A 26,908-nucleotide genomic window follows, 5' to 3' on the forward strand; every position below is an offset into this window, starting at 1 on the left:
GTCAGTCAGGAAAAACAGGGCGATACCCTCGCGAGCAAGCCCGCTCCCACAGGACTGCGAAGCCGCTTGCAGGTGCCCTTGTGGGAGCTGGCTTGCCTGCGATGCAGTCAACGTGGTCAGTCAGGAAAAACAGGGCGATACCTTCGCGAGCAAGCCCGCTCCCACAGGACTGCACAGCCGCTTGCAGGTGCCCTTGTGGGAGCTGGATTGCCTGCGATGCAAACAACGCGGTCAGTCAGGAAAAACAGGGCGATACCCTCGCGAGCAAGCCCGCTCCCACAGGACTGCGAAGCCGCTTGCAGGTGCCCTTGTGGGAGCTGGCTTGCCTGCGATGCAAACGACGCGGTCAGTCAGGAAAAACAGGGCGATACCCTCGCGAGCAAGCCCGCTCCCACAGGACTGCGAAGCCGCTTGCAGGTGCCCTTGTGGGAGCTGGCTTGCCTGCGATGCAAACAACGCGGTCAGTCAGGAAAAACAGGGCGATACCATCGCGAGCAAGCCCGCTCCCACAGAACGGCGAAGCCGCTTGCAGGTGCCCTTGTGGGAGCTGGCTTGCCTGCGATGCAAACAACGCGGTCAGTCAGGAAAAACAGGGCGATATCTTCGCGAGCAAGCCCGCTCCCACAGGACTGCGAAGCCGCTTGCAGGTGCCCTTGTGGGAGCTGGTTTGCCTGCGATGCGAACAACGCGGTCAGTCAGGAAAAACAGGGCGATACCCTCGCGAGCAAGCCCGCTCCCACAGGACTGCGAAGCCGCTTGCAGGTGCCCTTGTGGGAGCTGGCTTGCCTGCGATGCAAACAACGCGGTCAGTCAGGAAAAACAGGGCGATACCATCGCGAGCAAGCCCGCTCCCACAGGACTGCGAAGCCGCTTGCAGGTGCCCTTGTGGGATTTCATGATTAATACTCATATCAGACCCTAGCTTTATCCGTTTTGAAATCACCTACCACCCCGCCAAGATGCCCGCATATCAAGGCGGGCATGCCTGCCCATGCTCGAAACAAACATGCTCGACCCATGAGTTAATCCCTCCATGCAACTGTCCTTGCTGCTCGTTTATGCGCTTAGTGTCTTTATGCTGATCATCACGCCCGGCCCTGTGGTCGCCCTGGTGGTCAATACCAGCCTGGTGGCCGGGCCCAGACGAGCCTTGCTGACGGCGCTGGGCACTAACTGGGCATCTCTGGTGCTGGTGATGGTGGCCGCGTTGATACTGAGCGGCACCCTGGCGGTCAGCGCCACGCTGCTTAACTGGATCAGCCTCGCGGGCTGTGTGTTTATCGGCCATATCGCCCTGCACGGCCTGATGCATTCATCCGCGGCAGCCCCGGCGCAGGCAGCCCCCGCCAAAACCCGCAGCAGCGGACTGATAACCGGGTTTCTGGTGGGTATTTCCAACCCCAAGGACATTCTGTTTTTCGTGTCGTTTTTCCCGCAGTTCATCAACGTGACCTCATCCTTCAAGGGCAGTATCGCCCTTCTGGCCCTGGTCTGGATCGTGATCGATCTGTCGATTTTGACGGCCTATATCTTCTTGATGCGCCACGCCTTTGCACTCAAGTACCAAAGAAAAATCGCCCGGGCCTCCAGCTTCACCCTGCTGCTGGTGGCTGTAGGCGGAGCGATTTATTCAGGCTGGATATTGTTCAATTAATGGCGAGCAAAAAAGCACCCACGAAACCGGACTTACACCCGCGACTGGCGCCCAAAAAACGGATGACTCGGGTCGTTATAGCCCGGCGTCGATGAGTGCCCCGTGACCACCAGATCATTGATAAAGGCTTCGTCCTGCGCGGTGAACCGGTAGTTCAACGCCGGTACATAGTCTTCCCACTGCTGCTCGGTGCGCGGCCCGGCAATCGCCGAGGTGATCAGTTGGTTGTTCAGCACCCAGGCCAACGCAAACTGGCCTGCGGTAATGCCTTGCCCCTGGGCATAGTCACGAATGCGCTGGGCCAGGTTGAGGGACTCGGGACGCCATTCCGTCTGCTGCAAGCGCGGGTCGTTGCGCCCGGCGCGGGTGTCCTGGCCTGGGGCCTGGTTGGGGTCATATTTGCCGGTGAGCACGCCGCGCGCCAGCGGGCTGTAAGAGATCACGCCAATCCCGTAATGCTCCGCCGCCGGCAAGTGCTCGACTTCAATCTGACGGTTGGCCAGGTTGTACAGCGGCTGGCTCACGCTCGGACGCTGGATGCCCAGCAGGTCGGCGCTGCGGCTGAATTCGGCAAGTTTCCAGCCACGGTGGTTGGACAGCCCGTAGCCACGGATCTTGCCCGCACGGATCACGTCATCCAGCGCGCGCAGGGTTTCATCCACTGGGGTGTCGTGGTCTTCGCGGTGCAGGTAGAACAGGTCGATATAGTCGGTGTTCAGGCGCTTGAGGCTGGCGTCCACCGAGGCAATCACGTTCTGGCGCGAGGCGCCGCTGTTGTTCGGCCCGCTGCCGCCCGGGTTGGGATTGACGAACTTGGTAGCCAGCACCCAGTGCTGACGACGATCACCAATCAAACGCCCCACCACTTCTTCCGAAGCACCGCCGTTGTAGCCATTGGCAGTATCGATGGAGTTGATGCCCTGCTCGAACGCACGGTCGGTAATACGCCGGGCCACGTCGTCCGGGGTCTGCCCGCCGAACATCATGGTGCCCAGGGTAATGGGCGAAACCTTCACGCCGTTGCGGCCCAGGTTGCGGTATTGAATGTCGCTCATGCTGACTCCCTGCGTGGTGATCGTGAAATCAAGTGGCGCAAACAGTAGTCAGCCCTGTTCTGGCGGTCAACGCCCAACGGGGCATAACCATAGAGCGGTTTTGTCAGGCTTTCGCTTATTCAAAACAGGCCTTTAAACGTCGGAATTAATTATTTATGGATCTAAAAAACCCTCGGTAATCTCATGACTTTTCGGACCGCATGAAAAGGAATCATCATGAGCCGTCGACCCTATGGCCCTGACTATTCATCTGCAACCCCCTGCGTTGCAGGTTCACGCCCATGAATATCCCTACCGGTTTTCTCGACAGCAGCGGCAGTGTTCCCTTCAGCCTGCCCGAGCGTGATCATCAGGGCGACGACCCCATCGCCCAACGTATCAGCCACAACCTGCAGCGCTTGCGCGACAAACGCCAGTTGACCCTCGAAGCCCTGGCCCATGCCAGCGGTGTGCGCCGGGCGATGATTGCGCAGATCGAAGCGGGCCGCAGCTTCCCCTCGGTCAAGGTGTTGAGCAAAGTCGCCACAGCCCTGAGCGTGTCCATTGCCGAATTTCTCGACCCCGACGGCGCTGGCATTGTTGTCCGCCGCGCCCTGCCCGCTGAACCCGCCGCTGGCGGGGTGACGTTCAACGAACTGCGCCTGGGGCCACAGGCCGAGGAGCAGGTGCCCGGCAGCTCGCACGGTGTGCAACTTAACCTGGTGGTTGCCGAGGGCACCCTGGAGGTGAACATCAATGACGAACAGGTTGTCTTGCACGCCGGTGACTCGATCCTGTTTCGCGCCGAACTGCCCCACCGCTATCGCAACCCGCACAACAGCGAAGCTGTCGCCTATCTGCTGACCAGCCCTGCGCAAGTGCAGGAGTAGCCCGCGTTTCCCTATCCCCTGCCTGGAGCCTTCGCCTTGTCACGTCAGCCCTCCCCTCTGGATTTTCCTGAAAGCCCGCTGTCCCGTGCCTTTGAGCAACCGTTGTTTCTGGGCCTGTTCCTGCCGGTGCAGTCCGGCGGCTGGAGCCCTTCGGCATTGCCACGCAGCACCACCTGGACCTTCGACTACAACCGCCAGCTGACCCTGCGCGCTGAAGCGCTGGGCTTCGACCTGGTGTTTGCCCTCGCTGAATGGTTGGGCAAGGGCGGCTATGGGGGCGATATCCGTTACCACGACGAGTCGCTGGATGCATTTATCACCCAGGCAGCGCTGGCGTCGGTGACCGAGCGGATTTTGCTGATCTCCACCCTGCATGTGCTCTACGGCCCCTGGCACCCGCTGCACCTGGCCAAGTTCGGCGCCACCCTGGATCACATCAGCAAGGGCCGCTGGGGGCTGAACCTGGTGACCGGGCATCGTCACCGCGAACACCGGCGCTTCGGCCAGGCGCCCATCGAGCACGACCAGCGCTACCGCCAGGCCGACGAATTTATCCGTGTGGTGCAGGAACTGTGGCACAGCCCGGACAACCTTGATTTCAGCGGCGATCATTACAAGCTCGAAGAGGCCTATGTCAGCGTCAAACCGTCGTTTGGCCGCCCGGTGCTGGTCAACGCCACCGGCTCACCCGCAGGCATCGACTTCGCCGCCCGCCACTCCGACATCGTGTTTACCACCAGCCCCGGCAGTGCCGAGATCGAAAACGCGCTGCAGAAACTGCCCGAGCATTTGCAACGGATCAAACACGCCGCCCACGGCTATGGCCGCCAGGTGCGCACCCTGATCAACCCGCTGGTGATTTGCCGGGACAGCGATGCCGAAGCCTGGGAAGTCCACGCCGCGATCACCGCCGCAGGCGACCCCGGTGCGCTGGAGGGCCATGCCCGTGAAGCCAGCGATGCCCATGCCTGGCGCGGCCACCAGCCGGCCGAGCGTTATGTGGGCGGCAATATCCAGCTGGTGGGCAGCCCCGAGACCGTGGTGCGCGACATCATCCGTCTCAAGGAGGCCGGTATCGACGGCCTGCAACTGAGCTTCTTCGACTTTGCCCCCGATCTTGAACAGTTTGGCGAGCGTGTATTGCCCCTGTTGCGCCAGGCCGGCCTGCGCCGCTAACCCACCCCCAGGATGACCGCCATGCCCTTTACCCGTCGTCAATTCGTTGCTGGCCTGTCTGCCCTGTCCGCGCTCGGCGCCAGCATTCCGTTCCTGCCTACGGCCCTGGCCGACGCAACGGGTGAAGCCGTCAGCGGGCGGCGGGTATTCAACCTGCTGATCAACCCCGAGCCGCCGTCCCTGAGTTCGTTCAACACCACCGCCGGTACCAGCGTCACCGCCAGCAGCAAGGTGCTGGAGGGGTTGCTCACTTATGATGAAGCCCTCAACGCCCGCCCCGCACTGGCCACCGCCTGGGAGGCCGCGCCCGATGGTCTGAGCTATCGCTTCACCTTGCGCGAAGGGGTCAAGTGGCATGACGGCGAGCCGTTCACCTCGGCGGATGTGGCCTTCTCCCTGGACCTGATCAAACGCTTTCACCCCCGGGGCTCCAGCACCTTTGCCAACCTGGAACGGGTCGACACCCCCGACGACCACACCGCCATCGTCTACCTGAGCAAACCGGCGCCCTACCTGATTCGCGGCTTTGCCGGCGGCGAAACACCGATCCTGCCCAAACATCTGTACGCTGCGGGCGACCCGCTGAGCAACCTGCACAACAACGCCCCGGTGGGCACCGGGCCGTTTCGCTTCAAGCGCTGGGAACGCGGCAGCTTTATCGAATACGAACGCAACCCGCAGTACTGGGACCCGACGGCCACCGTGGTCGACACCCTGATCCTCAAAGTCATTCCCGATGGCGCAGCACGGCTGGCAGCCTTCGAGAACGGTACGCTGGATGCTGGCGGGCAAAGCCCGGTGCCGCTCAGCGAACTGGAGCGCCTGACCAAATCCGGTCGACTGAAGGCCACCACCCGCGGCTATCGCTACACCATCACCCCGACCATGCTCGAGTTCAACCTCGACCATCCGCTGCTGTCGCGCCTGGAAGTGCGCCAAGCGATTGCCCATGCCCTGGACCGCGAAGTGATCCGCAAGGTGGTGTACTACGGCTATGCCGAAACCAGCTACTCGCCGATCCCGAAAAGTTTCGCCCACTACGTCTACGAGGGCCCCAACCCGTACCCCTTCGATACCGACGCAGCCAATGCATTGCTGGACAAAGCCGGGCTGGTAAAGAACGGCAACTGGCGCTTCAGCCTGACCCTCGACCCGCTGCCCTATGGTGACAGCTACAGCCGCACCGCCACCTATGTGCGCAGCGCCCTGGCACGCATTGGCATTGAAGTAAAACTGCGCGCCCAGGATTTCCCCACCTATATCAAACGTATCTACACCGACCGTGACTTTGATTTTGCCGTGGTCGGCATGGACACCCTGTATGACCCCACAGTGGGCGTGCAGCGCCTGTTCTGGTCGAAGAATTATCGCAAGGGCGTGCCCTTTTCCAATGGCACTCACTACAACAACCCCGAAGTCGATCGCCTGCTGGAAAGCGCCGCCGTGGAGACCGACGAGCAAAAACGCGGCGAGCTGTTCAAGGCGTTCCAGAAGATCGTGATTGAAGAAGTGCCCTCCATCACCCTGGTCATGCAGCAACAGGTCTCGGTATACAACGCCCGGGTCAGCGGTTTCGAAGACGACGCCAATGGCCTGGACAGCAGCCTGGCCAATATCAGCCTGGCTGACACCGGAGGCGCCCATGCTTGAACGGCGCAGAATGTGGCGCCTGTCACGGCGCACCCTGTGGCAGGCCATCCCCACCGTGGTCGGCATCCTGGTGCTGAATTTTTTGCTGCTGCGGCTGATCCCCGGTGACGCCGTGGATGTGCTGGCCGGTGAGTCTGGCGGCGCCAGTGCCGAAACCCTGCTGCAGTGGCGCAGCCATTTCGGTCTGGACTTGAGTCTGATGGACCAGTTGCAGCGCTACCTTGGCCAACTGGCGCATCTGGACCTGGGTATGTCGCCGCGCTTCAACCTGCCGGTCAGTCATCTGGTGCTTGATCGCCTGCCCAACACTCTGCTGCTGATGGTCGGCGCACTGGGGCTGGCGCTGGCCATCGGCATCGCTGCCGGAACGATCATGGCCACCTGGGTCGGGCGCTGGCCTGACCGGGTGCTATCACTGGCGGTGTTGCTGCTGTATTCCACACCGGGGTTCTGGATCGGCCTGATGGCGGTGCTGCTGTTCTCGGTAAAACTGGGCTGGTTGCCCAGCAATGGCTTCCAGACCCTGGGCCTGGACCTGCATGGCCCGGCCTGGTTGCTCGACCGCCTGCAACATGCCGTGCTGCCAGTGCTGGCGCTGGCCACGTTCTATATCGCCCTGTACGCCCGCCTGACCCGCGCCGCGATGCTCGAAGTGCAGCGCCAGGATTACGTGCGCACCGCCCGGGCCAAGGGCCTGGCGCCGTGGCGGGTGGTGTCGCGGCATGTGCTGCGCAATGCCCTGCTGCCGGTATCGACCCTGGCCGGCCTGCATTTCGCCGCCCTGCTCGGCGGCGCTGCCGTGACTGAAACCCTGTTCGGCTGGCCCGGCCTGGGCCGGCTTACGCTGGAGGCAGTGATGTCCCGGGATTACAACCTGCTGCTGGGCATCCTGCTGCTGTCCTCGATGCTGGTGGTGGTGATCAACATCGCCGTCGACCTGCTGCAAGCCTGGCTTGACCCGCGTATCCAGGCCGACTGAAAAGGAGCTGTCCCATGACCACTGCCGTACTGCCAAACGTCCCGACCGGCTACAGCGAAAGCGTCTGGACGGCCCTGTTGCGCAACCCCTCGGCCTTGATTGGCGCGTCCATGCTGGCCCTGGTGCTGACCCTGGCACTGCTGGCCGGCACGCTTTACCCCGGTGACCCGCTGGACATGGTTGCCATGCCGATGCTGTGGCCCGGCGACGATCCGGGCTACCTGCTGGGCAGCGACTCACTGGGCCGCGACGTGGCGGCCGGGATCGCCCACGGCGCCCGCGGGTCTTTACTGATTGCCGCCAGCGCCACCCTGATCAGCGTGTTGATCGGCACCGTGGTCGGCGCCCTGGCCGGCTACCACGGCGGCAAGTTGGGGGATGTGCTGATGCGCATCTGCGAAGTGTTCCAGACCGTGCCGTCGTTTTTGCTGGTCATCGTCATCGTCGCCATCGGCAACCCGACGCTGGGGGTCATCGCGCTGGCAATCGGTATCGCCTCATGGCCCACGGTGGCACGGCTGGTGCGGGCCGAATTCCGCACCCTGCGTGAAGCCGACTTTGTGACTGCCGCGCGCAGCCTGGGCTTTGGCAACAGCTCGATCATCCTGCGCGAAATCCTGCCCAATGCCCTCGCGCCACTGGTGGTCACCACCTCGATCCTGATTGCCCAGGCGATCCTGGTCGAAGCCGGGCTGGCCTTTCTCGGCATGAGCGACCCGAACCAGGCCAGTTGGGGCGCCATGCTCGGCAGTGGCCGCGAGCAGATCGCCAGCGGCTGGTACCTCACCGCCCTGCCGGGGCTGGCCATCATCTTCGTGGTGCTGGCCCTCAACCTTCTGGGCGACGGTCTCAACGACGCCCTCAACCCTCGCCTGCGACGGTATATCCCATGAGCCTGCTGGACGTACGCGGTTTGCGCGTGAGCTACGACAATGCCGATGCCGTCAAAGACCTGAGTTTCACCCTGCAAGCCGGCGAGACACTGGCGCTGGTGGGTGAATCCGGCTGCGGTAAATCCACCACGGCCCTGGCGTTGATGGGCCTGCTGCCGGACAACGCCCGGCTGGCCGGGCAGGTACTGTTCGAGGGCCGTGACCTGCTTAGCATGGCGCCTCGGCAAATGCGCCAACTGCAGGGCAATGCGCTGGGGATGATTTTCCAGGACCCGCTGTCGAGCCTCAACCCGGTGCTGACCCTGGGCGAGCAAGTCGCCGAAAACCTGCTCGCGCATACCGACCTCACCCGCCGTCAGGCCTGGAAGCGTGCCGAAGAACTGTTTGCCCTGGTACAGCTGCCGCGCCCCGCTGCGCACCTGCACGAGTACCCGCAGCACTTGTCCGGCGGCCAGCGCCAGCGGGTGGTGATCGCCATGGCGATTGCCTGCCAGCCGCGCCTGCTGATCGCCGACGAGCCGACCACGGCGCTGGATGTCAGCGTCCAGGCACAAATCCTCGAACTGTTGGCGCGCTTGCGCGGCGAGCTGGGCATGGGCCTGCTGTTGATCACCCATGACCTCGGGGTGGTTGGCCAGCATGCCGACCGGGTTATCGTGATGCACGACGGCCACGCACTGGAAAGCCAGCCGACCCGCGCCCTGATAGAACACCCGCAACACTCTTACAGTCGCGGCCTGTTGCAGGCGTCACTGGGGGCCGAACATGACCAGCACTACCTGAGCAATCGCCTGGCCGAAATCAACGTCGAGCGCCAGCCCGGGCAGGCCACGCGTTACAGCGTCAACAGCAGCCACTATGGACCGGGGCGCAAGCCTCGGGCACCCGCCGGCAACCCGGCGTTGCTCAAGGTCAGCGACCTGACCACGGGCTACGGCGACAACACCGTGCTCAACCGCATCAACCTTGAAGTGGGGGAACGCGAGAGTGTAGGGCTGGTTGGCGAATCGGGCTGCGGCAAGTCGACTCTCAGCCGCACCCTGCTGCGCCTGCTGCCCGCCCGCAGCGGCAGTATCGAATTTGCCGGGCGTGATATCTCGACACTGGCGGGCCAGGACTTGCTGGCCTGGCGGCGTCAGGTGCAAATGATCTTTCAAGACCCCTACGCCGCGCTCAACCCGCGCCACAGTGTCGAGACCATTCTCGATCGCGTGCAACGCCTGCACGGGCAGACCGATGCGCACCAGCGCCAGCAGGCCCGCCTGGCGATGCTGGATGCCGTGGGGCTGGCGCGCAGCAGCCTGGCGCGCTTGCCCCATCAGTTTTCCGGTGGTCAGCGCCAGCGTATCGGCATTGCCCGGGCACTGATCCTCAAGCCCCGGCTGGTGATCTGCGACGAACCGGTGTCGGCGCTGGATGTCTCGACCCAGGCGCAAATCCTCAACCTGCTGGTAGAGCTGCGTGAAGAGCTGGGCCTGTCCTATCTGTTTATCTCCCACGACCTGTCAGTGGTGCGCTATTTCGCCGACCGGATCCTGGTCATGGAACAAGGCCAGATCGTCGAGCAAGCCACCCCGCACACCCTCTGGCATTCACCCCGTCACCCCTACACCCGTCGCCTGCTGGCGGCGATACCCGGCGCCGCTGCGCCAGCCCCGGTCGTTCAACCTGTATCCGGCCTGCGCTTTGCCGTTGGCTGGTAAAGCGCTCAACTCCAAGGAGCATGACATGTCGCAAATAGACTCAGCCTGGGGCGCCGTCCCGTCGGCGCGATACGAAGCATTGGCAGCCCGCTTTCGGCCGATCTTCGCGCAGATTCGTGAAGGGGCCGTGGAACGCGAACTGGAACGGCGCTTGCCGCTCCAGGAGTTGCAATGGCTCAAGGAGGCCGGCTTCACCACCCTGCGTGTGCCCAAGGAATACGGCGGTGCCGGTGCCAGCCTGCCGGAACTGTTCAACCTGCTGATCGAACTGGCCGAGGCCGACTCCAACCTGGTGCAATCGTTGCGCGGGCACTTCGGTTTTGGTGAAAACCTGCTCAACAGTCGCGACCCTGAATATCAGGGCGTGTGGCTGGAGCGCCTGGGCCGTGGCGAAACCGTCAGCCCGGCGTCCGGCGAAGTGGGCAATGCCAAACAGCTTGAGTTCGGCACCCGCCTGAGCCTGCACGGCGGCCACTGGCAATTGAGCGGCAGCAAGTTCTACACCACCGGTGCGCTGTATGCCGACTGGGTCGATGTCAGCGCCAATAACCCGGATGAACAGCGCGTGTCGGTGACGGTACGCACCAATGATCCGGGGGTGGAAATCATCGACGACTGGAATGGCTTCGGGCAGACATTGACCGCCAGCGGCACTGCGCATTTTCGCGAAGTGCCGGTGGACCCGCTCAATGTGATCCTGGCTGAAAACCGTTTTCGCTATTCACCGGCGTTTTTCCAGTCTGTGCACACGGCGACCCTAACCGGGATTGGCCGCGCGCTGGCCGAAGAAACCGCCGGGCATGTGGCCAGGCGTACCCGCAGCTTCAGCAGCGGCAATGCACCGCGCGTGGCCCACGACCCGCAAGTGCTGCAAGTGGTGGGCAACCTGCGCAGCGCAGCCTATGCCGCCGGCGCCATTGCGGCGCAGAACTTCCAGGCGCTGGAGCGGGCCCATCAAGCCCATTTGAGCGATGACGAACACGCCTTGAGCCACGCTGTGAATATTGCCGAACTGGAGGTGGCGCAGTCGCAAACCATCGTCTCGGACTTGATCATCAAGGCCAGTGGCGACCTGTTCGATGCCCTGAGTGCATCGGCGACCCTTAAGCCCCTGGGGCTGGACCGTTTTTGGCGTAATGCGCGCACGCTGTCGTCGCACAACCCGCGCATCTACAAGAGCCGCATCGTGGGGGATTTTGCAGTCAACGGCACACCGCCACCGGCGCAATGGCGCATTGGCGTGGCGGAGTAAAACCTGTGGGAGCGGGCTTGCTCGCGATGGCATCGACGCGGTTTGCCTGGCAGACCTCACCGCTTGTATCGCGAGCAGCCCGCTCCCACCGTGGCGTGGTGTCGTTCAATGACACACCAGCCCGTCGCCGATCTTCAGACTGTCCACCAGCAACGCATTGCTGCGCAGCTCCCACGCACGGGTCTGGCCGCCACGGGCCTGCCAGTCGCGCAGTGCCGCATTGATCAGCGCGCGGCTCTGCTTGTCGACTGCCGGCAGGTAAACCCGCAGGTCGCTGCTGGCCTTCAACGTCTGCGGCAACAGCGCATAGAAGCGCCAGTCCGGCGCCTGCGCCAGCGCCTGCAAGCTGTTGCGTTCTTCAGCCAGCAGGTTGCACTCGCCCGCCATAAACGCCACCGCCGCACGAATCGACGACACATAAGTGCGCAGCTCGGCACCCTGTTGCTGCAAGGTTTGCGCCCACGGGCTACCCACCGCCACGCATACACTTTGCCCACGCACAGGTCGCACGGGCGCATTGCGCAAACCAAGCAACGCACCCTCACGGTACTGCACCGGCAAATCCCGCAGGCTCGCCACCCGGTCGGCCTCAACCGGCAGTTGCAGACTGCCGGCGATGACCAGGTCGACCCGGTCGTCACTCAACGGGGCATTTTGAGGCAAAGCCTGCAACTGCACCTTGAGGCCAAGGTAGGCCCCCAGGGCCTCAGCCAATTGACTGTCCAGCTCATCCGGCTCGGCCACCAGCGCCTCTTGCCCCAGGCTCGGGCGTGGGTAACTGCGTACGCCCACACGCAACACCTGGCGCTGTTCGGCCGCCTGCAACAGCGGCCCCCGGGGCATATCGCCCGGTGCCGCAGGCCATTGCCAGGCGACCAGCGCCACTGCGCCAATCACCCCTGCCGCCAGCCACCTAACCACCGTGGCGCAAGCCCCGGCGCCAGTAGGTAAAGCGCCGCTCCAGCAAGGCCAGCAAAAAGTTGAGCAGCAAACCCACCACCGCCAGCAGCAAAATGCCTGCGTACATGCTGGGGATCTGGAACACCTCCTGGGAATTGAGCGTCAAAAAACCCAACCCGGAATGAGCACCAATCATCTCGGCGGCCACCAGTGCCGTGATGCAATACGCACCCGCCAGACGAATCCCGGTAAAGATCGACGGCGACGCCGCCGGCAGTACGATTTTGGTAAACAGAAACCAGCGGTTCGCGCCCATCGACAGCGCCGAGTTGATCAGCAGCCCGTCGACCTGCTTCACGCCGCTGATGGTGCTCAACAGGATCGGCCAGAACGACGCCCAGAAAATGATCGCGATTTTCGACAGTTCACCAATGCCCAAAAACAGGATAAACACCGGGAACAATGCCAACGCCGAGGTCTGGCGAAAAAACTGCAGCAACGGATCGAGCACACTTTCAACCCGCGCAAACCAGCCCATCACCAGCCCCAGGCTCACCCCGCAAGCAATCGCCAGCAGCAGCCCGGCAAAGGAGCGCAGCAGGCTGGCCTGCAAGTGCTTAAGCAAGTCACCACTGCTGGCCAGGTCCAGCACCGCCCCCAGCACCGCTGAAGGCGGGCTCAAGTAGCCGGGATTGACCACGCCCAATTGCGGCAAGGCCTCCCACAGGGCGAGGAACAGGACGATGCCCACCGAGCTGTCGATCACCCGCCGTGAAGTCAATTTAAAGCCCATGCTTACACTCCAATCCGATAACCGCCCAGGGTCGCGATGCTCTGCCAGTTCTGCTGCGGCACCGGCACTGCCGGCTCACGGGCGATGTCTGCGACCTCGTCACGCAACGCTTCCCAGGCGCGCTGGCGGTAGTGCACAAAGGCCTGGGTGTTACGCAGTTCCGGCTGGCGTGGACGCGGCAGGTCGATGTCGAAAATCTCCTTGATTCGCCCCGGGCGCTGGGTCATCACCGCCACCCGGTCCGACAGGAAGATTGCCTCGTCCAGGCTGTGGGTGATGAACACGATGGTTTTTTTGTGCGTGCCCCAGATGCGCAGCAATTCGCTTTGCAGGGTCTCGCGGGTTTGCGCGTCAAGAGCGGCGAAAGGTTCGTCCATCAACAGCACATCCGGGTTGTAGGCCAGCGAGCGGGCAATCGCCACGCGCTGGCGCATGCCACCCGACAACTCGTGGGGGTAGCGCGAGGCAAAACCGTTGAGCCCCACCAGCTCCAGGTATTCACGGGCGGTTTCCAGCCGCTGTGCCTTGCCCACGCCGCGGATTTCCAGGCCAACGGCGATGTTGTCGAGCACCGTGCGCCAGGGCAACAAGGCATAGCCCTGGAACACCACGCCCTGATTGCGGTTGATGCCTTGCAGGGGTTTACCGTCCACCAGCAGGTCGCCACCGGTTTTGTGGGCAAGCCCGGCGAGGATGTTCATAAAGGTGGATTTGCCACAGCCCGACGGCCCGAGAATGGACAGGAATTCACCTTCGCGAACCTGCAGGTCGAACCCCTCCAGTACCGGCACCCGCTCTGCATGCCCGGTTTCATCGAGTGCCTGGAATTCCATGCTCAGGTCACGGGCGACGATCTTGTGTTCCGCCATCAGGCATGCCCCCGGGCGAACGGGTTGAATTCGTTGGTGTAGACGTCCTTGACGGCTATCGAACCCTTTTTGATCTTGCCTTCGTTTTCGAGGATGTCGATGTAGTACTGAATCGGCGGCTCGGTCACCACCAGATCGTCGATATAGGCAAAGCGCTCCACCAGCTCAAGCTTCATGCCGATGCGCTCGGAGGTGATCTTGCGCGCGTCGTCGGGGTTGGCATTGACCCAGTTGGCCGCACGCGCGATGGCGTTGACCACATCGCGGGTAGCCTCCGGATTCTCGCGGCTGAACTTGCCATACACACTGTACGGCGCCATGCCGCCCAACCCGCCATCCAGATCGTAGTCACTCCACAACTTGCGCAATGCCGGGTTGTGTTCGGCACCGCCGGACGATGGCGGATGAATGATCGCAACGTCGATATTGCCGGTGGCCAGGGTTTGTTCGCCCTGATTGTCCGGCACCACCACCCAGTTGATCTTGTCGACATTGACGCCCTGCTCGCGCAGGTATTTTTTGGTGACGAATTCAGCACAGGCGCCAAAGCTGTTAAAGCCCACGGTCTTGCCTTCCAGGTCCTTGGGCTTGACGATGCCCGAGTCGTCGCGCACGAAGTACTTCATGTGCGGGGCTTCCTGCAGGGTCTTGCCGCCAGCGGCCACCACCTTGAGGTCCAGGCCGCTGGCGATGGCTGAAATCACCAGGGGCACCATGCGCGCACCGAAGTCGATTTCGCCGGTGCCGGTCAACGGGATCACTTGCGGCGCGGCGATACGGCCGATGTACTTGGGCCGTGCGCGGGTGCCTTCGAAATAGCCAAGGGAATCGGCAACGTAGACCAGGTCGAATGACGGGTTGTCGGGGTATTTGAAGTCCACGATCTGATCAGCGCGGCCCTTGATCACGGCAGCGCTTTTACTCGCACCCGAGTCCTTTTTTTCGCAGCCGGGCAGCAGAATACCTGCAGCACCGACCGCGCCCAGCACCGCGCAGTTACGCAGGAATGCTCTTCTGTTGTTGATCGGGTTCATGCCCGCTCCTTGTGGGTTGAGTGCTGCTCTTGTGGGAGCGGGCTTGCTCGCGATGGCATCACCGTGATTCGACAGGCAGACCGCAGCGCCTGCATCGCGGGCAAGCCCGCTCCCACAAGGGTTGAGTTGCCCGGGTTCAGGCGGTTTTCAGGGTGTAGCGCGATTCAGGGCGAGTCAGGCCGTAGTGTTCGCGCAAGGTGCTGCCCGCGTATTCACTGCGGAACAACCCGCGCTGGCGCAAGATCGGCAGCACTTCATCGAGGAACACTTCAAAGCCATCGGGGAATGCCGGCGGCATCACGTTGAAGCCATCCGCCGCGCCGCTGCGGAACCACTGTTCGATCAGGTCGGCAATCTGCACCGGGGTGCCCACCGGCACCCAATGCCCGCGCGCCCCCGCCAGACGGTTGATCAGCTGGCGCAAGGTGACGTTTTCGCGGTCGACAATATCGATAATCAGCTTGAAGCGGCTGGACTGGCTTTCAACACCCTCGAAGTTGATCAAGTGGCGGGGGAACGGCGCGTCCAGATCCTGCCCCGACAAGTCCACACCCAACATGCGCCGCAACTGCCCCAGGGACACATGGGGCAAAACCAGATCGTTGAGTTCATCGAACTTGCGCTGGGCTTCAGCTTCGGTGCTGGCGATATAGGGGCTGATGCCCGGAAGGATTTTCAGCTGGCGCGGGTCACGGCCCACAGCCCTGGCCCGGGCACGGATGTCGTTGGCAAACTCGGTGGCGCTGTGCAGGGTCTGGTGCGCGGTAAAGATCGCCTCGGCATGCCGGGCGGCAAAGTCCCGGCCATCCTCGGAAGAACCGGCCTGCACCTGCACCGGCCGCCCCTGAGGCGAACGCGGCGAGTTCAACGGCCCCTTGACCTTGTAGTAGGCCCCCACATGGTTGATCGAATGCACTTTGTCACTGTCGGCAAATACCCCGGCGGTTTTATCCAGCACCAGCGCGTCGTCTTCCCAGCTGTCCCAGAGGTCACCGACCACTTGCACGAACTCTTCGGCCTGGGCGTAGCGGTCATGGGCCGAAGGGTGTTCATCAAGACCAAAATTGGCCGCGGCGGCAGCCATTGACGTGGTGACAATGTTCCAGCCCGCACGGCCCTTGCTCAGGTGATCCAGCGCACTGAACGAACGCGCCAGGTTGTAGGGTTCGCTGTAGGTGGTACTGGCCGTGGCGATCAGGCCGATGCGCTGGGTCACTGCCGCAATGGCCGCCAGCCAGGTCACCGGTTCGAAGCGGATCCGCAAACCCTCCCGGCCGCTTTCAGCAAGGGACGGCGAGTCGGCAAAGAAAATCGCATCGAGCTTTTCGCGCTCGGCACGCAGCGCCAACTGCTGGTAATAGCCGATATCCATAGACGACTCCGGCACTGACTGCGGGTGGCGCCAGGCGGCTTCGTGATGGCCGTTGGGGTAGATAAACAGGTTGAGGCTGAGCTGACGTTCGGACATGTTCTGTTCTCTGAATTCAGGGAGCGGGGGTTCAATGCAGTTCGGCGAAGTCGCTCAGCACGTCGTCGCGCAGGGCGATAAAGCGGCTGTCGCTGCGGTTGCGCGGGCGTGGCAGGTCGATGTCGAGAATGCGCCGGATACGTCCGGGGTTGGGCTGCATGACCACCACGCGATCACCGAGGAACACCGCCTCGTCCACATCGTGAGTCACGAGGATCATGGTGATTTTTTCCTTGGCCCAGATGTTTTGCAGCTCGCCCTGCAAGCGCGCACGGGTCAACGCATCGAGAGCGCCCAGGGGTTCGTCGAGCAGCAGCACGCTGGGGCGATTGACCAGCCCGCGGGCAATCGCCACTCGCTGGGCCATGCCCCCGGAAATCTGGTGCGGGTAGGCGTCGGTAAAGTCCTGCAGGCCCACCAGCTCGATATGCTCGCGCACGGTGTCGCGCTTTTCCTTGGTGCTCAGGGGCGAGTTTTTCAGTGCCACGGCAACGTTCTGTTCAACGTTGAGCCAGGGGAACAGGCGATGGTCCTGAAACACGATGCCGCGCTCCAGCCCCGTGCCGTCGATGGGCTGGCCATTGAGCAGGATGCGCCCCTCGTACTCCTCGTCCAGGCCCAGAATCAGGCGCAGCAGGGTGGACTTGCCGCAGCCGCTGGCGCCGACGATGCTGATAAATTCGCCGGGAGCGATATCCAGCTGGATATTGTCCAGCACTTGCAACTGGCTGGTGCTGCCCGGGCGGGATGCAAAGCGCTTGCTGATGTTTTCCAGGGTCAGGCTGTTATTGAGCATGCTGCAATCCTTTTAATAAGTGCCGATCAACGCGGGTCAATGCCGTACAGGCGCTGCATGCGTCGCTCAAAAATCCGCGCCAGGGCATTGAGGCTCCAGCCCACCAGGCCGATGACCACCATGCCGAACAGCACCAGGTCCATCATGAAATGCTCACTGCCATCGATCAGCGTGTTGCCGATGCCCTCCCCCGACACCAGCAGGTATTCGGCACCGATGGTGGCCAGCCACGAGTACACCAGCGCCAGGTACAGGCCGGTAAAGATCGACGGCAAAGCGGCAGGCAGCATGACCCCGAGGATGGTTTGCCAGCGGCTGAAGCGGTACACACGCGCCACTTCCAGCAGGTTGGGCGGCACATTGCGCAGGCCGTCGCAGGTATTCACCACCACCGGCACCAGCGCCGCCAGCGACAGAAACACCACCTTGGCCACATCACCCAGGCCGAACCACACCGAGATCAGCGGGATCCAGGCGAACAGCGAAATTTGCTTGAAGGTGTTGAAGCTCGGGCCTACCAAACGCTCGAAGGTGTGCGACAGACCCAGTAGGCAACCGAGCACCAGGCCCAGGGTGGTGCCGATAAAAAAGCCGCTCAGGTTGCGCGTCAGGCTGGCGCTGATGGCCCGCCAAAACTTGCCCGAAGCGATCTGGTCCCAGGCCGTGGCCGCCACTTTTTCCGGTGAAACCAGCAGGCCCGACTGGCTCCAGCCCATATGCGAAGCCAGCCACCACAGGGCGACGGCACTGATCGGCAACACCCAGCCGCGATAGCGACGGCTGCTGCCATGACTGATAGCCAGTGCGCTGCTCATGACAGGCGCCCCGCTACCGGTGCGCGGCCACGATTAAGGCGGCGCTCGGCGTAATCAAAGCCACGGTCGATCAACAGGCCGATCGCCCCGACCACCACCACGGCGGCCATCACCAGATCCAGCTGGAACAGTTGCCGACCATAAACAATCAGGTAGCCCAACCCTTCGCTCGATGCCACCAGCTCAACCACCACCAGCGACAGCCAGGCCTTGGTGAAGCCCAGGCGCAACCCGGTAAACAGCGTCGGAATGGCCGCAGGCAGGACGATGAAAATCACACTCTGCCAACGACTGAAACCGTAAGCCCGCCCGGCTTCCAGCAAGCCCTGGGGCGCCTGTTTGAAAGCCTGCAGGGTGCACAGCGTGATCGGCACCAATGCAGCCTTGGCAATCAACACATACTTGAGCGGCTCGCCAATACCGAACAACAGCAAGGCAAACGGCAACCAGCCCAATACCGGGATTTGCACAATGGCGTTGAAGGTGGGCAGCAGATAATCCTCGACGGTTTTCGACAGTCCCATCGCCAGCCCTAGCGCCACACCCATCGCGCCCCCCAGGGCAAAGCCGACCACTACCCGCTGCAGGCTGGCGGCGGCATTTATCCACAGGTCGCCAGAAGCAAAGAGATCCGACAGGGTGTCGTAGACATAGCCTGGCGGCGGCAAGACCTGCTCTGACAGCCAGCCCTGCTCCACCCCCAGGTACCATAGGCCCAGCAGGGTCAGCGGCAACAGCCAGGGCAAGGCCCGGTCACTCAGGGTCGTGGGCCAGGCCGAGGTGTGTGGCACTTCGACCTTGCGTACCGGGCGCGTCGGTGCGGGCGGCAAACGCTTGACGTTGTCCTTGGGTAACGCCGGTGCGTACTGCTGCGGTGTGACGGTCTGTGCCCTGGCCATATGCCTGGCTCCCTTGCTTGCTACAAAAAACGGAGTCCCTGTGGGCCCCCTTGTGGGAGCGGGCTTGCTCGCGATGCAGACGACACGGTTGGTCTGGATCACCGCGTCGATTCAATCGCGAGCAAGCCCGCTCCCACAGGGGTAACTCCCACAGGGGTAACTCCCATAGGGGTATGCAGTTACTTGCCCGCTACCGTGTTGCCAGTTGGCTGCTTGCCATCCGCGCCATAGGCCGTCCAGAAGTTCTCCAGGCCTTTGGCCTTGAGGGCGGTTTGCAGGTAGCTCGGCTCAAACCAGCCCTCGATGCTCACCGGGCGGCGGATCAGTTTTTCGTCCTTGGCCTGCTCCGCCACCGCCTGGTAGCGGCTCAGCAGAAAGGTGTCGATCAGCGGCGAATTCCTGTCCCGCAAACTCACCCCGGTAAAGTCGGCGCGCAGTGACTCCACCGGGTCATTGCTCTTGGCCCACTCGGCGAAAACGTCATCACGATGGCTGTCTTCGGACGTCCACTTCGCCGCGTCCACCAACGTATCGACGACTTTTTGCACATTGGCCGGGTGCTCTTTCTCATAGGCACCACGCACCACCAGGGCGGTCTGACGGGTGTAACGCACATCCTGCTCGGGGTTGTCGTAAACGATATCGATCAGGCCTTTGTCCCGCAGTTTGAACAACTCGCGACCGCCGAACGCTGCATCCACGCCATTGGATACCAGGGCTGCCTGGGTGCTGCCGGCATCGAGGTTGATCACCTTGATATCGCGCTCGCTCATACCGTGCGCGGCCAGCAGGTTGATCGACACCAAGTGGCCGTTGGTACCGCGAAACACCGCGACCTTCTTGCCTTTAAGGTCTTCGATGGTCTTGATGTCAGAGCCCTTGGGCACCGCCAGATAGAGGTTGGCCCGCACCCCCAGGGCCGCCAGCAGCCTGGTGTCCAGGCCGTTGGAGCGCCCGACCACCGCCGGCAGATCGCCCTGGTAGGCGAAGTCCAGTTGCTGGTTGGACAAGGCTTCGTTGACCGCAGGGCCAGCGCCCTTGAAGAAGAACCACTGCACCTCGGTGCCGGTGCCGGCGAATGCTTTCTCCAGCAATTGCTGGTTGCGCACGATGCCCAGCGGCGAGCCACTGAACGTGACCGGATCACCACCACCGGCGCTCGCCACCCCGACGCGCAACACATCGGCTTCGGCCAGCGGAACAGCCATGACCGCCGCCAGCACGGCGGCAATGCGGGTCTTGCGCAACAGGGCATTTACTTTGAATGTGGCCATGGGCAGGTCTTCCTTGAAGCAATAAGGCGCGGCCCGTCAGGCGGCGAGGTGTTTTTTGTCGGCTTCGGTTTTCGGCGAGCGAGTGTCCGGGGTCGGCTTGAGCGCCTGGCTCAGGCGGCCATCCACCCCCACTGGCACATCGCCGTCGATGGTGGTGCGCCGCACGATGCGCGGGGCATCGCCGTAGTCGTTGATCGCAATATGCTGGGTGGCGCGGTTGTCCCAGATCACCACATCGCCTTCCTGCCAGCGCCAGCGCACGGTGTTGTCGACATGGGTAATACGGTCATGGAACAGGCGGATCAGTTGTTTGGAATCGTTGCTGCTGACGCCCTGAATCTCTTTGACAAAATGGCCCAGGAGCAAACTTCTTTCGCCCGACTCCGGGTGAACGCGAACAAGGGGATGTTCGGTTTCATACACTTGGGCGGTGAACTGTTCGCGATAACGCTTAAGGCCGGACTCATCGGTACCGCGAGGCGTCGCATAGTCATAAACATTGGTGTGCAGGGCGCGCAAGTTGTCCGCAAGTTGTTTTAACGGCTCGGGTAAATCGTTATAAGCCGAGGCCGTATTGGCCCACACGGTATCGCCGCCATAAGGTGGGATGACCACACCGCGCAAGATGGAGATTTTTGGGTAATTGGCTACAAAGGTCACATCCGTGTGCCAGGAGTTGGCACGGGTTTCCTTGGCGTCGAGGTGCAGGATGGCGGCGCTTTGCTCGGCAGAACGTACGGTCGGGTGGGGCACCTGGTCGCCGAAGCGGCGGGAGAAGGCTTCGTGCTCGGCGTCGCTTAAATGCTGGTCGCGAAAGAACAGCACTTTATATTTCAACAAGGCCTGATGAATAAACTCGAATGCTTCGGCGCTGATATCACCGCCCAGTTTCACGCCTTCAAGTTGTGCACCAATTCGACCCGCTACGGGTCTTACTTGAATAGTCATCGCCCCACTCCTGCTTCACGAGTTGTTGTGAACAGATCATAAAGGCATAAAAACTCGGACAGCCAATCACTTTTTAGTCTAACGATAGACGAGCACTTTTATAGAAGTCAGGCTGTTTACAGGCCACTAAAAAGTTCTAAGTTATTTAGTTGTAAGGTCATAACCACTTCAATCATTTGGCTGTGAGATCGGCTGATCTGATACGACCCCCCCTTGCCCCAAGGTCTGCACCGCTTGTGCCCGGGCCCCGGGCGCAAGGCAGGGTTTGCCTGAGCCGAATCGACCCCCGCCGTCATCCCGGTGTCATGGGGCTTTGTTTCCTTGACGGGCATTCAGCCTTCCAGGAGTCCCCATGATTCGCCCCACATTACTGGCCCTCGCGCTTTTTTCCGTGATCAACAGCGCCTCGGCAGAGCCTGCCGCGCCACTGCCCCACTCCCCCGGCGCGCCTTATGCCGCCACAGGCCTGGCCGACCGTATCGTGCTGACCCCCGGGGCCGATCCGGCTCGGGAAATGGCCGTTACATTCCGCACCGATACCCGCCAGCAGGCCAGCCAGTTGCAACTGGCTCCGGCCCTCGATGGCCCGCAATTGGCCAAGGCGGCGCATGAGGTCGAAGGCACCAGCATCAGCCTGGACAACGAGAATGGCGCGGCGCTGTTCCATCAGGTGCGCCTGCACGATTTGCAGCCGGGCACCGCCTATGTCTACCGGGTCAAGGGCAGCGACGGCTGGAGCGAATGGTTGCAGTTCCACACTGCGGCCGAGGGCTTCAAGCCGTTCAACTTTATCTACATGGGCGACGTGCAGAACGACATTCTGTCACTGGCCTCACGCAGCATTCGCCAGGCCTTGCAGAGCGTGGCCAACCCCGCATTGATCGTGCATGCCGGTGACCTGGTGTCGCAACGCGAAGACCTGGTACACGACGACCAATGGGGTGAATGGAACCAGGCAGGCGGGTTCAACTACGCGATGATCCCCCAGGTACTGGCCGCCGGTAACCACGAATACCTCGACGGTCTCAACCCCGACGGCAGCGAAACCCGCACCCTGGGGCCGCACTGGAGCCGCCAGTTCGCCCTGCCGCAAAACGGCGTCGAAGGGGTGAAGGACACCACGTATTTTGTCGACTATCAGGGCGTGCGCTTTATTGTCCTTGATGGCACCTCGGCGCTCGATATGGGCACTCTTGATCAACAGACCCGCTGGCTTGAGCAGAGCCTGAAAACCAGCCCCGCTCGCTGGAATATCGTGGTCACTCACCAGCCTGTCTTTACCTGCGCCCGCCCTGAAGATACCGAGCCTTTGAAAACCGCCTGGAAGCCGCTGTTCGAGCGCTACGCCGTGGACCTGGTGCTGCAGGGCCATGACCACTGTTATAGCCGCGTGACTAACGAGGCCGGGCGCGTTGCGGCCAAAGCCGCACGGGTGGGCGGCAAGGTTCAGGGCCCGGTGTATATGGTGTCGGTGGCGGGGTCGAAGATGTATGACCTCAATGACCGGGCGCATCAACAGCCGGACCGTAGCGCTGAAGAAACCCAGCTGTACCAGACCGTCGACGTGCAGGATTCAAGGCTCAAGGTGCGCAGCTACACCGCGGCCGGCAAGCTGTATGACGCGTTTGACCTGGAGCGCGACGGCAAAAACCGCAACCACCTGCGCGAGCCGGTGAAAAACCTGCCCGCCGAACGGGCCTGCACGCAAACGGCAGGCCCTGATGGTTTTGCCTGCAGCTCAAGGGCTAAATAACCCGCCTGTGGGAGCGGGCTTGCTCGCGATAAGATCGACTCGGTGTAACGGATTAACCGCATCGTCTGCATCGCGAGCAAGCCCGCTCCCACAATGAGTAGCTGGGGCCTGGTTGATCAGGTAATCGGCGCCGGGTTAAACAGGGTGATGTCGTTGTGCAGTTTGTGCTGCTCGGCCCAGGTCTGTTGTTTGCCACTGGCCACGTCCAGGTAGTACTGGAACAGCTCCCAGCCCAGCTCCTCAATGGTCGCGCGCCCAGTGGCAATACGTCCGGCGTCGATATCGATCAGGTCCGGCCAGCGTCGGGCCAGTTCGGTACGGGTCGAGACCTTCACCACAGGAGCCATCGCCAACCCATACGGCGTACCGCGCCCGGTGGTGAACACATGCAGGTTCATCCCGGCCGCCAATTGCAATGTGCCGCACACAAAATCGCTGGCAGGCGTGGCACAAAAAATCAGGCCCTTGCCCTTGACCCGTTCGCCAGGCCCCAGCACGCCACTGATTGCGCTGCTGCCGGATTTGACGATGGAGCCCAGGGACTTTTCGACAATATTCGACAACCCGCCTTTCTTGTTGCCCGGTGTGGTGTTGGCACTGCGATCCGCCTCACCCTTGGCCAGGTAACGGTCGTACCAGTCCATTTCGCGCACCAGTTCACGGGCGACGGTTTCGTTGGCAGCACGGGAAGTCAGCAAGTAGATGGCATCACGCACCTCGGTGACTTCGGAAAACAGCACCGTCGCCCCCGCTCGCAACAGCAAGTCCGAGGCATAGCCCAACGCCGGGTTAGCCGTGATGCCGGAGAACGCATCGCTGCCACCGCACTGCATGCCCAAAATCAGCTCGCTCGCCGGCACGGTTTCCCGGCGACGTTGATCGAGTTTTTTCAAACGCACCTCGGCCAGCGCCATGATCTGTTCGACCATCTCGGTAAAGCCGTGGCTGGCGTCCTGCAGGCGGTACAGCCACGGCTCGCTCAAGTCCACCGAGCGGTCGTTGTCGTGCATCACCTGCCCGGCCTGGAGTTTTTCGCAGCCCAGGCTGATCACCAGCGCTTCGCCTCCCAGGTTGGGGTTACGCGCCAGGTTGCGCACGGTGCGGATCGGGATATAGGCATCGGTGGCGCTGATCGCCACGCCGCAGCCGTAGCTGTGGGTCAGGGCCACCACATCATCGACATGGGGGTAACGAGGCAACAACTCGTCCTTGATGCGCTTGACCGCATGGTCCAGCACGCCGGTCACACACTGCACGGTGGTGGTGATGCCGAGGATATTGCGCGTCCCGACCGTGCCATCGGCGTTGCGATAGCCCTCGAAGGTATAGCCCTCAAGTGGCGCTTGCGGCGCAGGAACATCGGTGGCCAGTGGCAGGCTGTCGAGGGGCGGCGCGGTGGGCATGCGCAGCTGGTCCTCATTGACCCAACTGCCCTGCGCAATGGCTTGCAACGCGTAGCCGATCACCTGGCCGTAGCGGATCACCTCGCCGCCTTCGGCAATGGCGGCCAGCGTGACCTTGTGGCTCTGGGGAACAAAATCCACCGTCACCAGCCCGTCGGCAAACACAGTGCCCGCCGGTACGCCCTGGTCGTTGACCACCACCGCGACGTTATCCCGCGGGTGCAGGCGGATCGAGCGCGGCGAATCGGAATGTTCAATCAACGTCATGACGCCGCTCCTCAACTATGGACAGGTAAAATGTCAGCGATTTTCGGGTCGCTGGTCGGTGGCTCTTTGAGTACCACACGTTTGATCGGGCCGACGATCACCAGATAACTGAAGACCGCCACCAGTGCGTTGCAACCGACAAACACCAGTGCCCATTTGAACGAGCCAGTGGCACTGATGATGTAGCCGATGACGATCGGGGTGGTGATGGAGGCGATGTTACCGAAGGTATTGAACAGGCCACCGCTCAGGCCCGCAATCTGCTTGGGCGAAGTATCGGAAACCACAGCCCAGCCCAGTGCGCCCACGCCCTTGCCGAAGAAGGCCAGGGCCATAAAGCCCACCACCATCCATTCGATGTCCACATAGTTGCAGGCCACGATACTGCTCGATACCAGCAAGCCCGCGATGATTGGTGCCTTGCGGGCAAAGGTCAGGGAGTGGCCCTTGCGCAGCAGGTAATCGGAAATGACCCCGCCCAGCACCCCGCCGATAAACCCGCAGACCGCTGGCAATGAGGCAATAAAACCGGCCTTGAGGATCGTCATGCCGCGATCCTGCACCAGATACACCGGGAACCAGGTCAGAAAGAAATAGGTGATGCCATTGATGCAGTACTGCCCCAGGTAAACACCGAGCATCATGCGATTGGTCAGCAACTGGCGTATGTAGTCCCACTTGGGGCCGTCGGCCTTTTTACCTTTTTGGTCCATGTCGACCATGCCGCCGTTGTCGGCGATGTGCTTGAACTCCGCTTCGTTGATGCGCGGGTGCTCACGCGGGCTGTAGATCACCTTGAGCCAGATGCCCGAGAAGACGATGCCAAACACGCCCATCACGATAAAGACATGCTCCCAACCGTAGGAATAAACGATCCAGCCCATCAGCGGTGCGAACAGCACGGTGGCGAAATATTGCGCCGAGTTGAAAATCGCTGATGCCGTGCCACGTTCGGCAGTAGGGAACCAGGCGGCCACGATGCGGGCGTTGCCGGGAAAGGAAGGCGCTTCGGCCAGCCCCACCAGAAAACGCAGCATGAATAGCGCCACCACGGCCGTGGACATGCCGAACTCACCGACAAAGCCTTGCAGCACGGTGAACAGGGACCAGGTGAAGATACTCAGGGCATAGACTTTTTTCGAGCCGAAACGGTCGAGCAGCCAGCCGCCGGGGATTTGCCCGGCCACATAGGCCCAGCCAAATGCGGAGAAGATATAGCCCAGGGTCACGGCGTCGATGCCGAGGTCTTTTTGCAGGCTGGAGCCTGCGATGGCGATTGTGGCACGGTCGGCATAATTGATCGTGGTCACCAGAAAAAGCATGAGCAAAATCAAATAACGGACATGCGTCGGCTTGGTCGCTTGCATGTAGTACTACTCCCACTGATTATTTTTATGCGCGGGTGAATCTGTTTTGGCTGTTGCTGACGGGTGGAACTTATGTGGGAGCTGCGTGAGCCACCGATCGTATTCCTTTACGTAAAAAGCCGCTGATTACTCAGCGGCTTGGTCATTGCTTACTGCGGGCCTTGCTTGTCGATCAGGGCGGCCAGCGCTTCATACTCGTCGGGCAGCAGGTCGGTCAGCGGGGTACGTACCGGGCCTGCGCTGTAGCCGGAAATAGTGGCACCGGCCTTGACGATACTCACCGCGTAACCGGCCTTGCGGTTGCGGATATCCAGGTATGGCAGGAAGAAGTCGTCGATGATCTTGCCGATCGTGCCGTGATCGTCACGGGCCACGGCGCGGTAGAACTCCATCGCGGTTTTCGGGATAAAGTTGAACACCGCCGAGGAGTACACCGGCACGCCCAGCGCCTTATAGGCTGCGGCATAGACTTCGGCAGTCGGCAGGCCGCCCAGGTAGCTGAAGCGATCACCGAGGCGGCGACGGATCGACACCATCAACTCGATATCACCCAGGCCATCCTTGTAGCCGATCAGGTTGGGGCAGCGCTCGGCCAGACGCTCCAGCAGCGGCGCGGTCAGGCGGCAGACGTTGCGGTTGTAGACGATCACACCGATTTTTACCGACTTGCACACCGCCTCAACGTGGGCGGCAACACCGTCCTGGCTGGCTTCGGTGAGGTAATGCGGCAACAGCAACAGGCCTTTGGCGCCCAGGCGCTCGGCTTCTTGAGCGTATTCGATGGCCTGGCGGGTCGAACCGCCGACACCAGCCAGGATCGGCACGCTGGTGGCGCAGGTATCGACTGCGGTCTTGATCACTTGTGAGTATTCGCTGGCGGCCAGGGAGAAAAACTCACCCGTGCCACCGGCTGCGAACAAGGCCGAAGCACCATACGGGGCCAGCCATTCCAGACGCTTGATGTAACCCTCGCGGTGAAAGTCACCTTGGGCATTGAAGTCGGTTATCGGAAAGGACAACAGACCGGAAGAGAGGATGGACTTCAGTTCTTGTGGATTCATTATTCGAACACCCTGGGAGCACGTTGTGAT

At 62.0% G+C, this 26,908-nt stretch carries 23 protein-coding genes; 9 read left to right on the forward strand and 14 right to left on the reverse strand.

Going from position 1 to position 26,908, the window contains the following annotated elements:
- The first annotated feature begins 1,033 nt into the window (after positions 1–1,033).
- A complete protein-coding gene (locus BFC21_RS14935) occupies positions 1,034–1,654 on the forward strand; it encodes a LysE family translocator (protein ID WP_120266303.1) in 621 nt (206 codons plus the stop codon).
- Positions 1,655–1,686: 32 nt separating this feature from the next.
- Here BFC21_RS14935 and BFC21_RS14940 read toward each other — a convergent pair whose 3' ends face one another.
- Positions 1,687–2,709 (reverse strand): aldo/keto reductase, encoded by a 1,023-nt coding sequence (locus BFC21_RS14940; RefSeq protein WP_177342589.1) that lies wholly within the window; start codon positions 2,707–2,709, stop codon positions 1,687–1,689.
- A 281-nt stretch (positions 2,710–2,990) separates the two neighbouring features.
- On the opposite strand from BFC21_RS14940, the gene BFC21_RS14945 reads away from it, so the two are divergent.
- Genes BFC21_RS14945 through BFC21_RS14975 form a run of 7 tightly spaced genes read left to right on the forward strand, consistent with a single transcriptional unit; the run spans position 2,991 to position 11,231 of the window.
- Entirely contained in the window at positions 2,991–3,578 is a 588-nt protein-coding gene (locus BFC21_RS14945; RefSeq protein WP_095005120.1) for a helix-turn-helix domain-containing protein, read from the forward strand.
- A gap of 36 nt (positions 3,579–3,614) precedes the next feature.
- The gene (locus BFC21_RS14950; RefSeq protein ID WP_088378217.1) at positions 3,615–4,754 is read left to right on the forward strand and encodes an LLM class flavin-dependent oxidoreductase; all 1,140 of its coding nucleotides are present in this window, start codon (positions 3,615–3,617) and stop codon (positions 4,752–4,754) included.
- A 21-nt stretch (positions 4,755–4,775) separates the two neighbouring features.
- Positions 4,776–6,404 (forward strand): ABC transporter substrate-binding protein, encoded by a 1,629-nt coding sequence (locus BFC21_RS14955; RefSeq protein WP_088378218.1) that lies wholly within the window; start codon positions 4,776–4,778, stop codon positions 6,402–6,404.
- Positions 6,397–7,383 (forward strand): ABC transporter permease, encoded by a 987-nt coding sequence (locus BFC21_RS14960; protein ID WP_088378219.1) that lies wholly within the window; start codon positions 6,397–6,399, stop codon positions 7,381–7,383. The genes BFC21_RS14955 and BFC21_RS14960 overlap by 8 nt, the downstream gene beginning before the upstream one ends.
- 14 nt (positions 7,384–7,397) lie before the next feature.
- Positions 7,398–8,276 carry an ABC transporter permease gene (locus tag BFC21_RS14965; RefSeq protein ID WP_088378220.1) on the forward strand — a complete coding sequence of 293 codons (879 nt, stop codon included), beginning with the start codon at positions 7,398–7,400 and terminating at the stop codon, positions 8,274–8,276.
- On the forward strand, positions 8,273–9,979 hold the full coding sequence (locus BFC21_RS14970; protein ID WP_120266304.1) for an ABC transporter ATP-binding protein: 1,707 nt from the start codon (positions 8,273–8,275) through the stop codon (positions 9,977–9,979). Before BFC21_RS14965 ends, BFC21_RS14970 begins: the two co-directional genes overlap by 4 nt.
- A 25-nt stretch (positions 9,980–10,004) precedes the next feature.
- The gene (locus tag BFC21_RS14975) at positions 10,005–11,231 is read left to right on the forward strand and encodes an acyl-CoA dehydrogenase family protein (protein ID WP_120266305.1); all 1,227 of its coding nucleotides are present in this window, start codon (positions 10,005–10,007) and stop codon (positions 11,229–11,231) included.
- A 105-nt stretch (positions 11,232–11,336) separates the two neighbouring features.
- Here BFC21_RS14975 and BFC21_RS14980 read toward each other — a convergent pair whose 3' ends face one another.
- From BFC21_RS14980 to BFC21_RS15025, 10 genes are all read right to left on the reverse strand, one after another.
- Positions 11,337–12,128 (reverse strand): transporter substrate-binding domain-containing protein, encoded by a 792-nt coding sequence (locus BFC21_RS14980; RefSeq protein ID WP_256557587.1) that lies wholly within the window; start codon positions 12,126–12,128, stop codon positions 11,337–11,339.
- A gap of 16 nt (positions 12,129–12,144) precedes the next feature.
- Positions 12,145–12,924, reverse strand: coding sequence for an ABC transporter permease (locus BFC21_RS14985; protein WP_086798866.1), 780 nt, complete (start codon positions 12,922–12,924; stop codon positions 12,145–12,147).
- Positions 12,925–12,926: 2 nt separating this feature from the next.
- Positions 12,927–13,793 (reverse strand): ABC transporter ATP-binding protein, encoded by an 867-nt coding sequence (locus BFC21_RS14990; protein ID WP_120266306.1) that lies wholly within the window; start codon positions 13,791–13,793, stop codon positions 12,927–12,929.
- Positions 13,793–14,827, reverse strand: a complete 1,035-nt coding sequence (locus tag BFC21_RS14995) for an ABC transporter substrate-binding protein (protein ID WP_088378224.1) — start codon at positions 14,825–14,827, stop codon at positions 13,793–13,795. Before BFC21_RS14995 ends, BFC21_RS14990 begins: the two co-directional genes overlap by 1 nt.
- A gap of 136 nt (positions 14,828–14,963) precedes the next feature.
- Positions 14,964–16,295: an LLM class flavin-dependent oxidoreductase gene (locus BFC21_RS15000; RefSeq protein WP_088378225.1), complete on the reverse strand. Its 1,332-nt coding sequence runs from the start codon at positions 16,293–16,295 to the stop codon at positions 14,964–14,966.
- A gap of 31 nt (positions 16,296–16,326) precedes the next feature.
- Entirely contained in the window at positions 16,327–17,091 is a 765-nt protein-coding gene (locus BFC21_RS15005) for an ABC transporter ATP-binding protein (protein ID WP_016783500.1), read from the reverse strand.
- Positions 17,092–17,117: 26 nt separating this feature from the next.
- On the reverse strand, positions 17,118–17,906 hold the full coding sequence (locus BFC21_RS15010) for an ABC transporter permease (protein ID WP_088378226.1): 789 nt from the start codon (positions 17,904–17,906) through the stop codon (positions 17,118–17,120).
- Positions 17,903–18,805, reverse strand: a complete 903-nt coding sequence (locus tag BFC21_RS15015) for an ABC transporter permease (RefSeq protein ID WP_120266307.1) — start codon at positions 18,803–18,805, stop codon at positions 17,903–17,905. The genes BFC21_RS15010 and BFC21_RS15015 overlap by 4 nt, the downstream gene beginning before the upstream one ends.
- Before the next feature lie 179 nt (positions 18,806–18,984).
- A complete protein-coding gene (locus BFC21_RS15020; protein ID WP_120266308.1) occupies positions 18,985–20,079 on the reverse strand; it encodes an ABC transporter substrate-binding protein in 1,095 nt (364 codons plus the stop codon).
- Positions 20,080–20,115: 36 nt separating this feature from the next.
- Positions 20,116–21,027: a TauD/TfdA family dioxygenase gene (locus tag BFC21_RS15025; protein ID WP_088378229.1), complete on the reverse strand. Its 912-nt coding sequence runs from the start codon at positions 21,025–21,027 to the stop codon at positions 20,116–20,118.
- A 352-nt stretch (positions 21,028–21,379) separates the two neighbouring features.
- Between BFC21_RS15025 and BFC21_RS15035 the strand changes: the two genes are divergently transcribed.
- The gene (locus tag BFC21_RS15035; RefSeq protein WP_177342590.1) at positions 21,380–22,780 is read left to right on the forward strand and encodes a metallophosphoesterase family protein; all 1,401 of its coding nucleotides are present in this window, start codon (positions 21,380–21,382) and stop codon (positions 22,778–22,780) included.
- A 116-nt stretch (positions 22,781–22,896) separates the two neighbouring features.
- Here BFC21_RS15035 and garD read toward each other — a convergent pair whose 3' ends face one another.
- From garD to kdgD, 3 genes are all read right to left on the reverse strand, one after another.
- Positions 22,897–24,450 carry a galactarate dehydratase gene (garD, locus tag BFC21_RS15045; RefSeq protein WP_088378230.1) on the reverse strand — a complete coding sequence of 518 codons (1,554 nt, stop codon included), beginning with the start codon at positions 24,448–24,450 and terminating at the stop codon, positions 22,897–22,899.
- A gap of 11 nt (positions 24,451–24,461) precedes the next feature.
- On the reverse strand, positions 24,462–25,817 hold the full coding sequence (locus BFC21_RS15050; protein ID WP_088378231.1) for an MFS transporter: 1,356 nt from the start codon (positions 25,815–25,817) through the stop codon (positions 24,462–24,464).
- Positions 25,818–25,966: 149 nt separating this feature from the next.
- Entirely contained in the window at positions 25,967–26,878 is a 912-nt protein-coding gene (kdgD, locus tag BFC21_RS15055; RefSeq protein WP_016783508.1) for a 5-dehydro-4-deoxyglucarate dehydratase, read from the reverse strand.
- Between the last annotated feature and the right edge of the window lie 30 nt (positions 26,879–26,908).

Source organism: Pseudomonas sp. TMW 2.1634 (assembly GCF_001703595.1).
Lineage (GTDB): Bacteria > Pseudomonadota > Gammaproteobacteria > Pseudomonadales > Pseudomonadaceae > Aquipseudomonas > Aquipseudomonas fragi.

Bases quoted from the DNA above. Each gene is read 5' to 3' on its own strand.
- BFC21_RS15000 (WP_088378225.1), bottom strand. From the start codon at position 16,295: ATGTCCGAACGTCAGCTCAGCCTCAACCTGTTTATCTACCCCAACGGC.
- BFC21_RS14945 (WP_095005120.1), top strand. From the start codon at position 2,991: ATGAATATCCCTACCGGTTTTCTCGACAGCAGCGGCAGTGTTCCCTTC.
- BFC21_RS14975 (WP_120266305.1), top strand. From the start codon at position 10,005: ATGTCGCAAATAGACTCAGCCTGGGGCGCCGTCCCGTCGGCGCGATAC.
- BFC21_RS15025 (WP_088378229.1), bottom strand. From the start codon at position 21,027: ATGACTATTCAAGTAAGACCCGTAGCGGGTCGAATTGGTGCACAACTT.
- BFC21_RS14965 (WP_088378220.1), top strand. From the start codon at position 7,398: ATGACCACTGCCGTACTGCCAAACGTCCCGACCGGCTACAGCGAAAGC.
- BFC21_RS15035 (WP_177342590.1), top strand. From the start codon at position 21,380: ATGATTCGCCCCACATTACTGGCCCTCGCGCTTTTTTCCGTGATCAAC.
- BFC21_RS14995 (WP_088378224.1), bottom strand. From the start codon at position 14,827: ATGAACCCGATCAACAACAGAAGAGCATTCCTGCGTAACTGCGCGGTG.
- BFC21_RS15050 (WP_088378231.1), bottom strand. From the start codon at position 25,817: ATGCAAGCGACCAAGCCGACGCATGTCCGTTATTTGATTTTGCTCATG.
- BFC21_RS15015 (WP_120266307.1), bottom strand. From the start codon at position 18,805: ATGGCCAGGGCACAGACCGTCACACCGCAGCAGTACGCACCGGCGTTA.
- BFC21_RS14960 (WP_088378219.1), top strand. From the start codon at position 6,397: ATGCTTGAACGGCGCAGAATGTGGCGCCTGTCACGGCGCACCCTGTGG.
- kdgD (WP_016783508.1), bottom strand. From the start codon at position 26,878: ATGAATCCACAAGAACTGAAGTCCATCCTCTCTTCCGGTCTGTTGTCC.
- BFC21_RS14970 (WP_120266304.1), top strand. From the start codon at position 8,273: ATGAGCCTGCTGGACGTACGCGGTTTGCGCGTGAGCTACGACAATGCC.
- BFC21_RS14955 (WP_088378218.1), top strand. From the start codon at position 4,776: ATGCCCTTTACCCGTCGTCAATTCGTTGCTGGCCTGTCTGCCCTGTCC.
- garD (WP_088378230.1), bottom strand. From the start codon at position 24,450: ATGACGTTGATTGAACATTCCGATTCGCCGCGCTCGATCCGCCTGCAC.
- BFC21_RS15005 (WP_016783500.1), bottom strand. From the start codon at position 17,091: ATGCTCAATAACAGCCTGACCCTGGAAAACATCAGCAAGCGCTTTGCA.
- BFC21_RS14985 (WP_086798866.1), bottom strand. From the start codon at position 12,924: ATGGGCTTTAAATTGACTTCACGGCGGGTGATCGACAGCTCGGTGGGC.
- BFC21_RS14990 (WP_120266306.1), bottom strand. From the start codon at position 13,793: ATGGCGGAACACAAGATCGTCGCCCGTGACCTGAGCATGGAATTCCAG.
- BFC21_RS14935 (WP_120266303.1), top strand. From the start codon at position 1,034: ATGCAACTGTCCTTGCTGCTCGTTTATGCGCTTAGTGTCTTTATGCTG.
- BFC21_RS14940 (WP_177342589.1), bottom strand. From the start codon at position 2,709: ATGAGCGACATTCAATACCGCAACCTGGGCCGCAACGGCGTGAAGGTT.
- BFC21_RS15020 (WP_120266308.1), bottom strand. From the start codon at position 20,079: ATGGCCACATTCAAAGTAAATGCCCTGTTGCGCAAGACCCGCATTGCC.
- BFC21_RS15010 (WP_088378226.1), bottom strand. From the start codon at position 17,906: ATGAGCAGCGCACTGGCTATCAGTCATGGCAGCAGCCGTCGCTATCGC.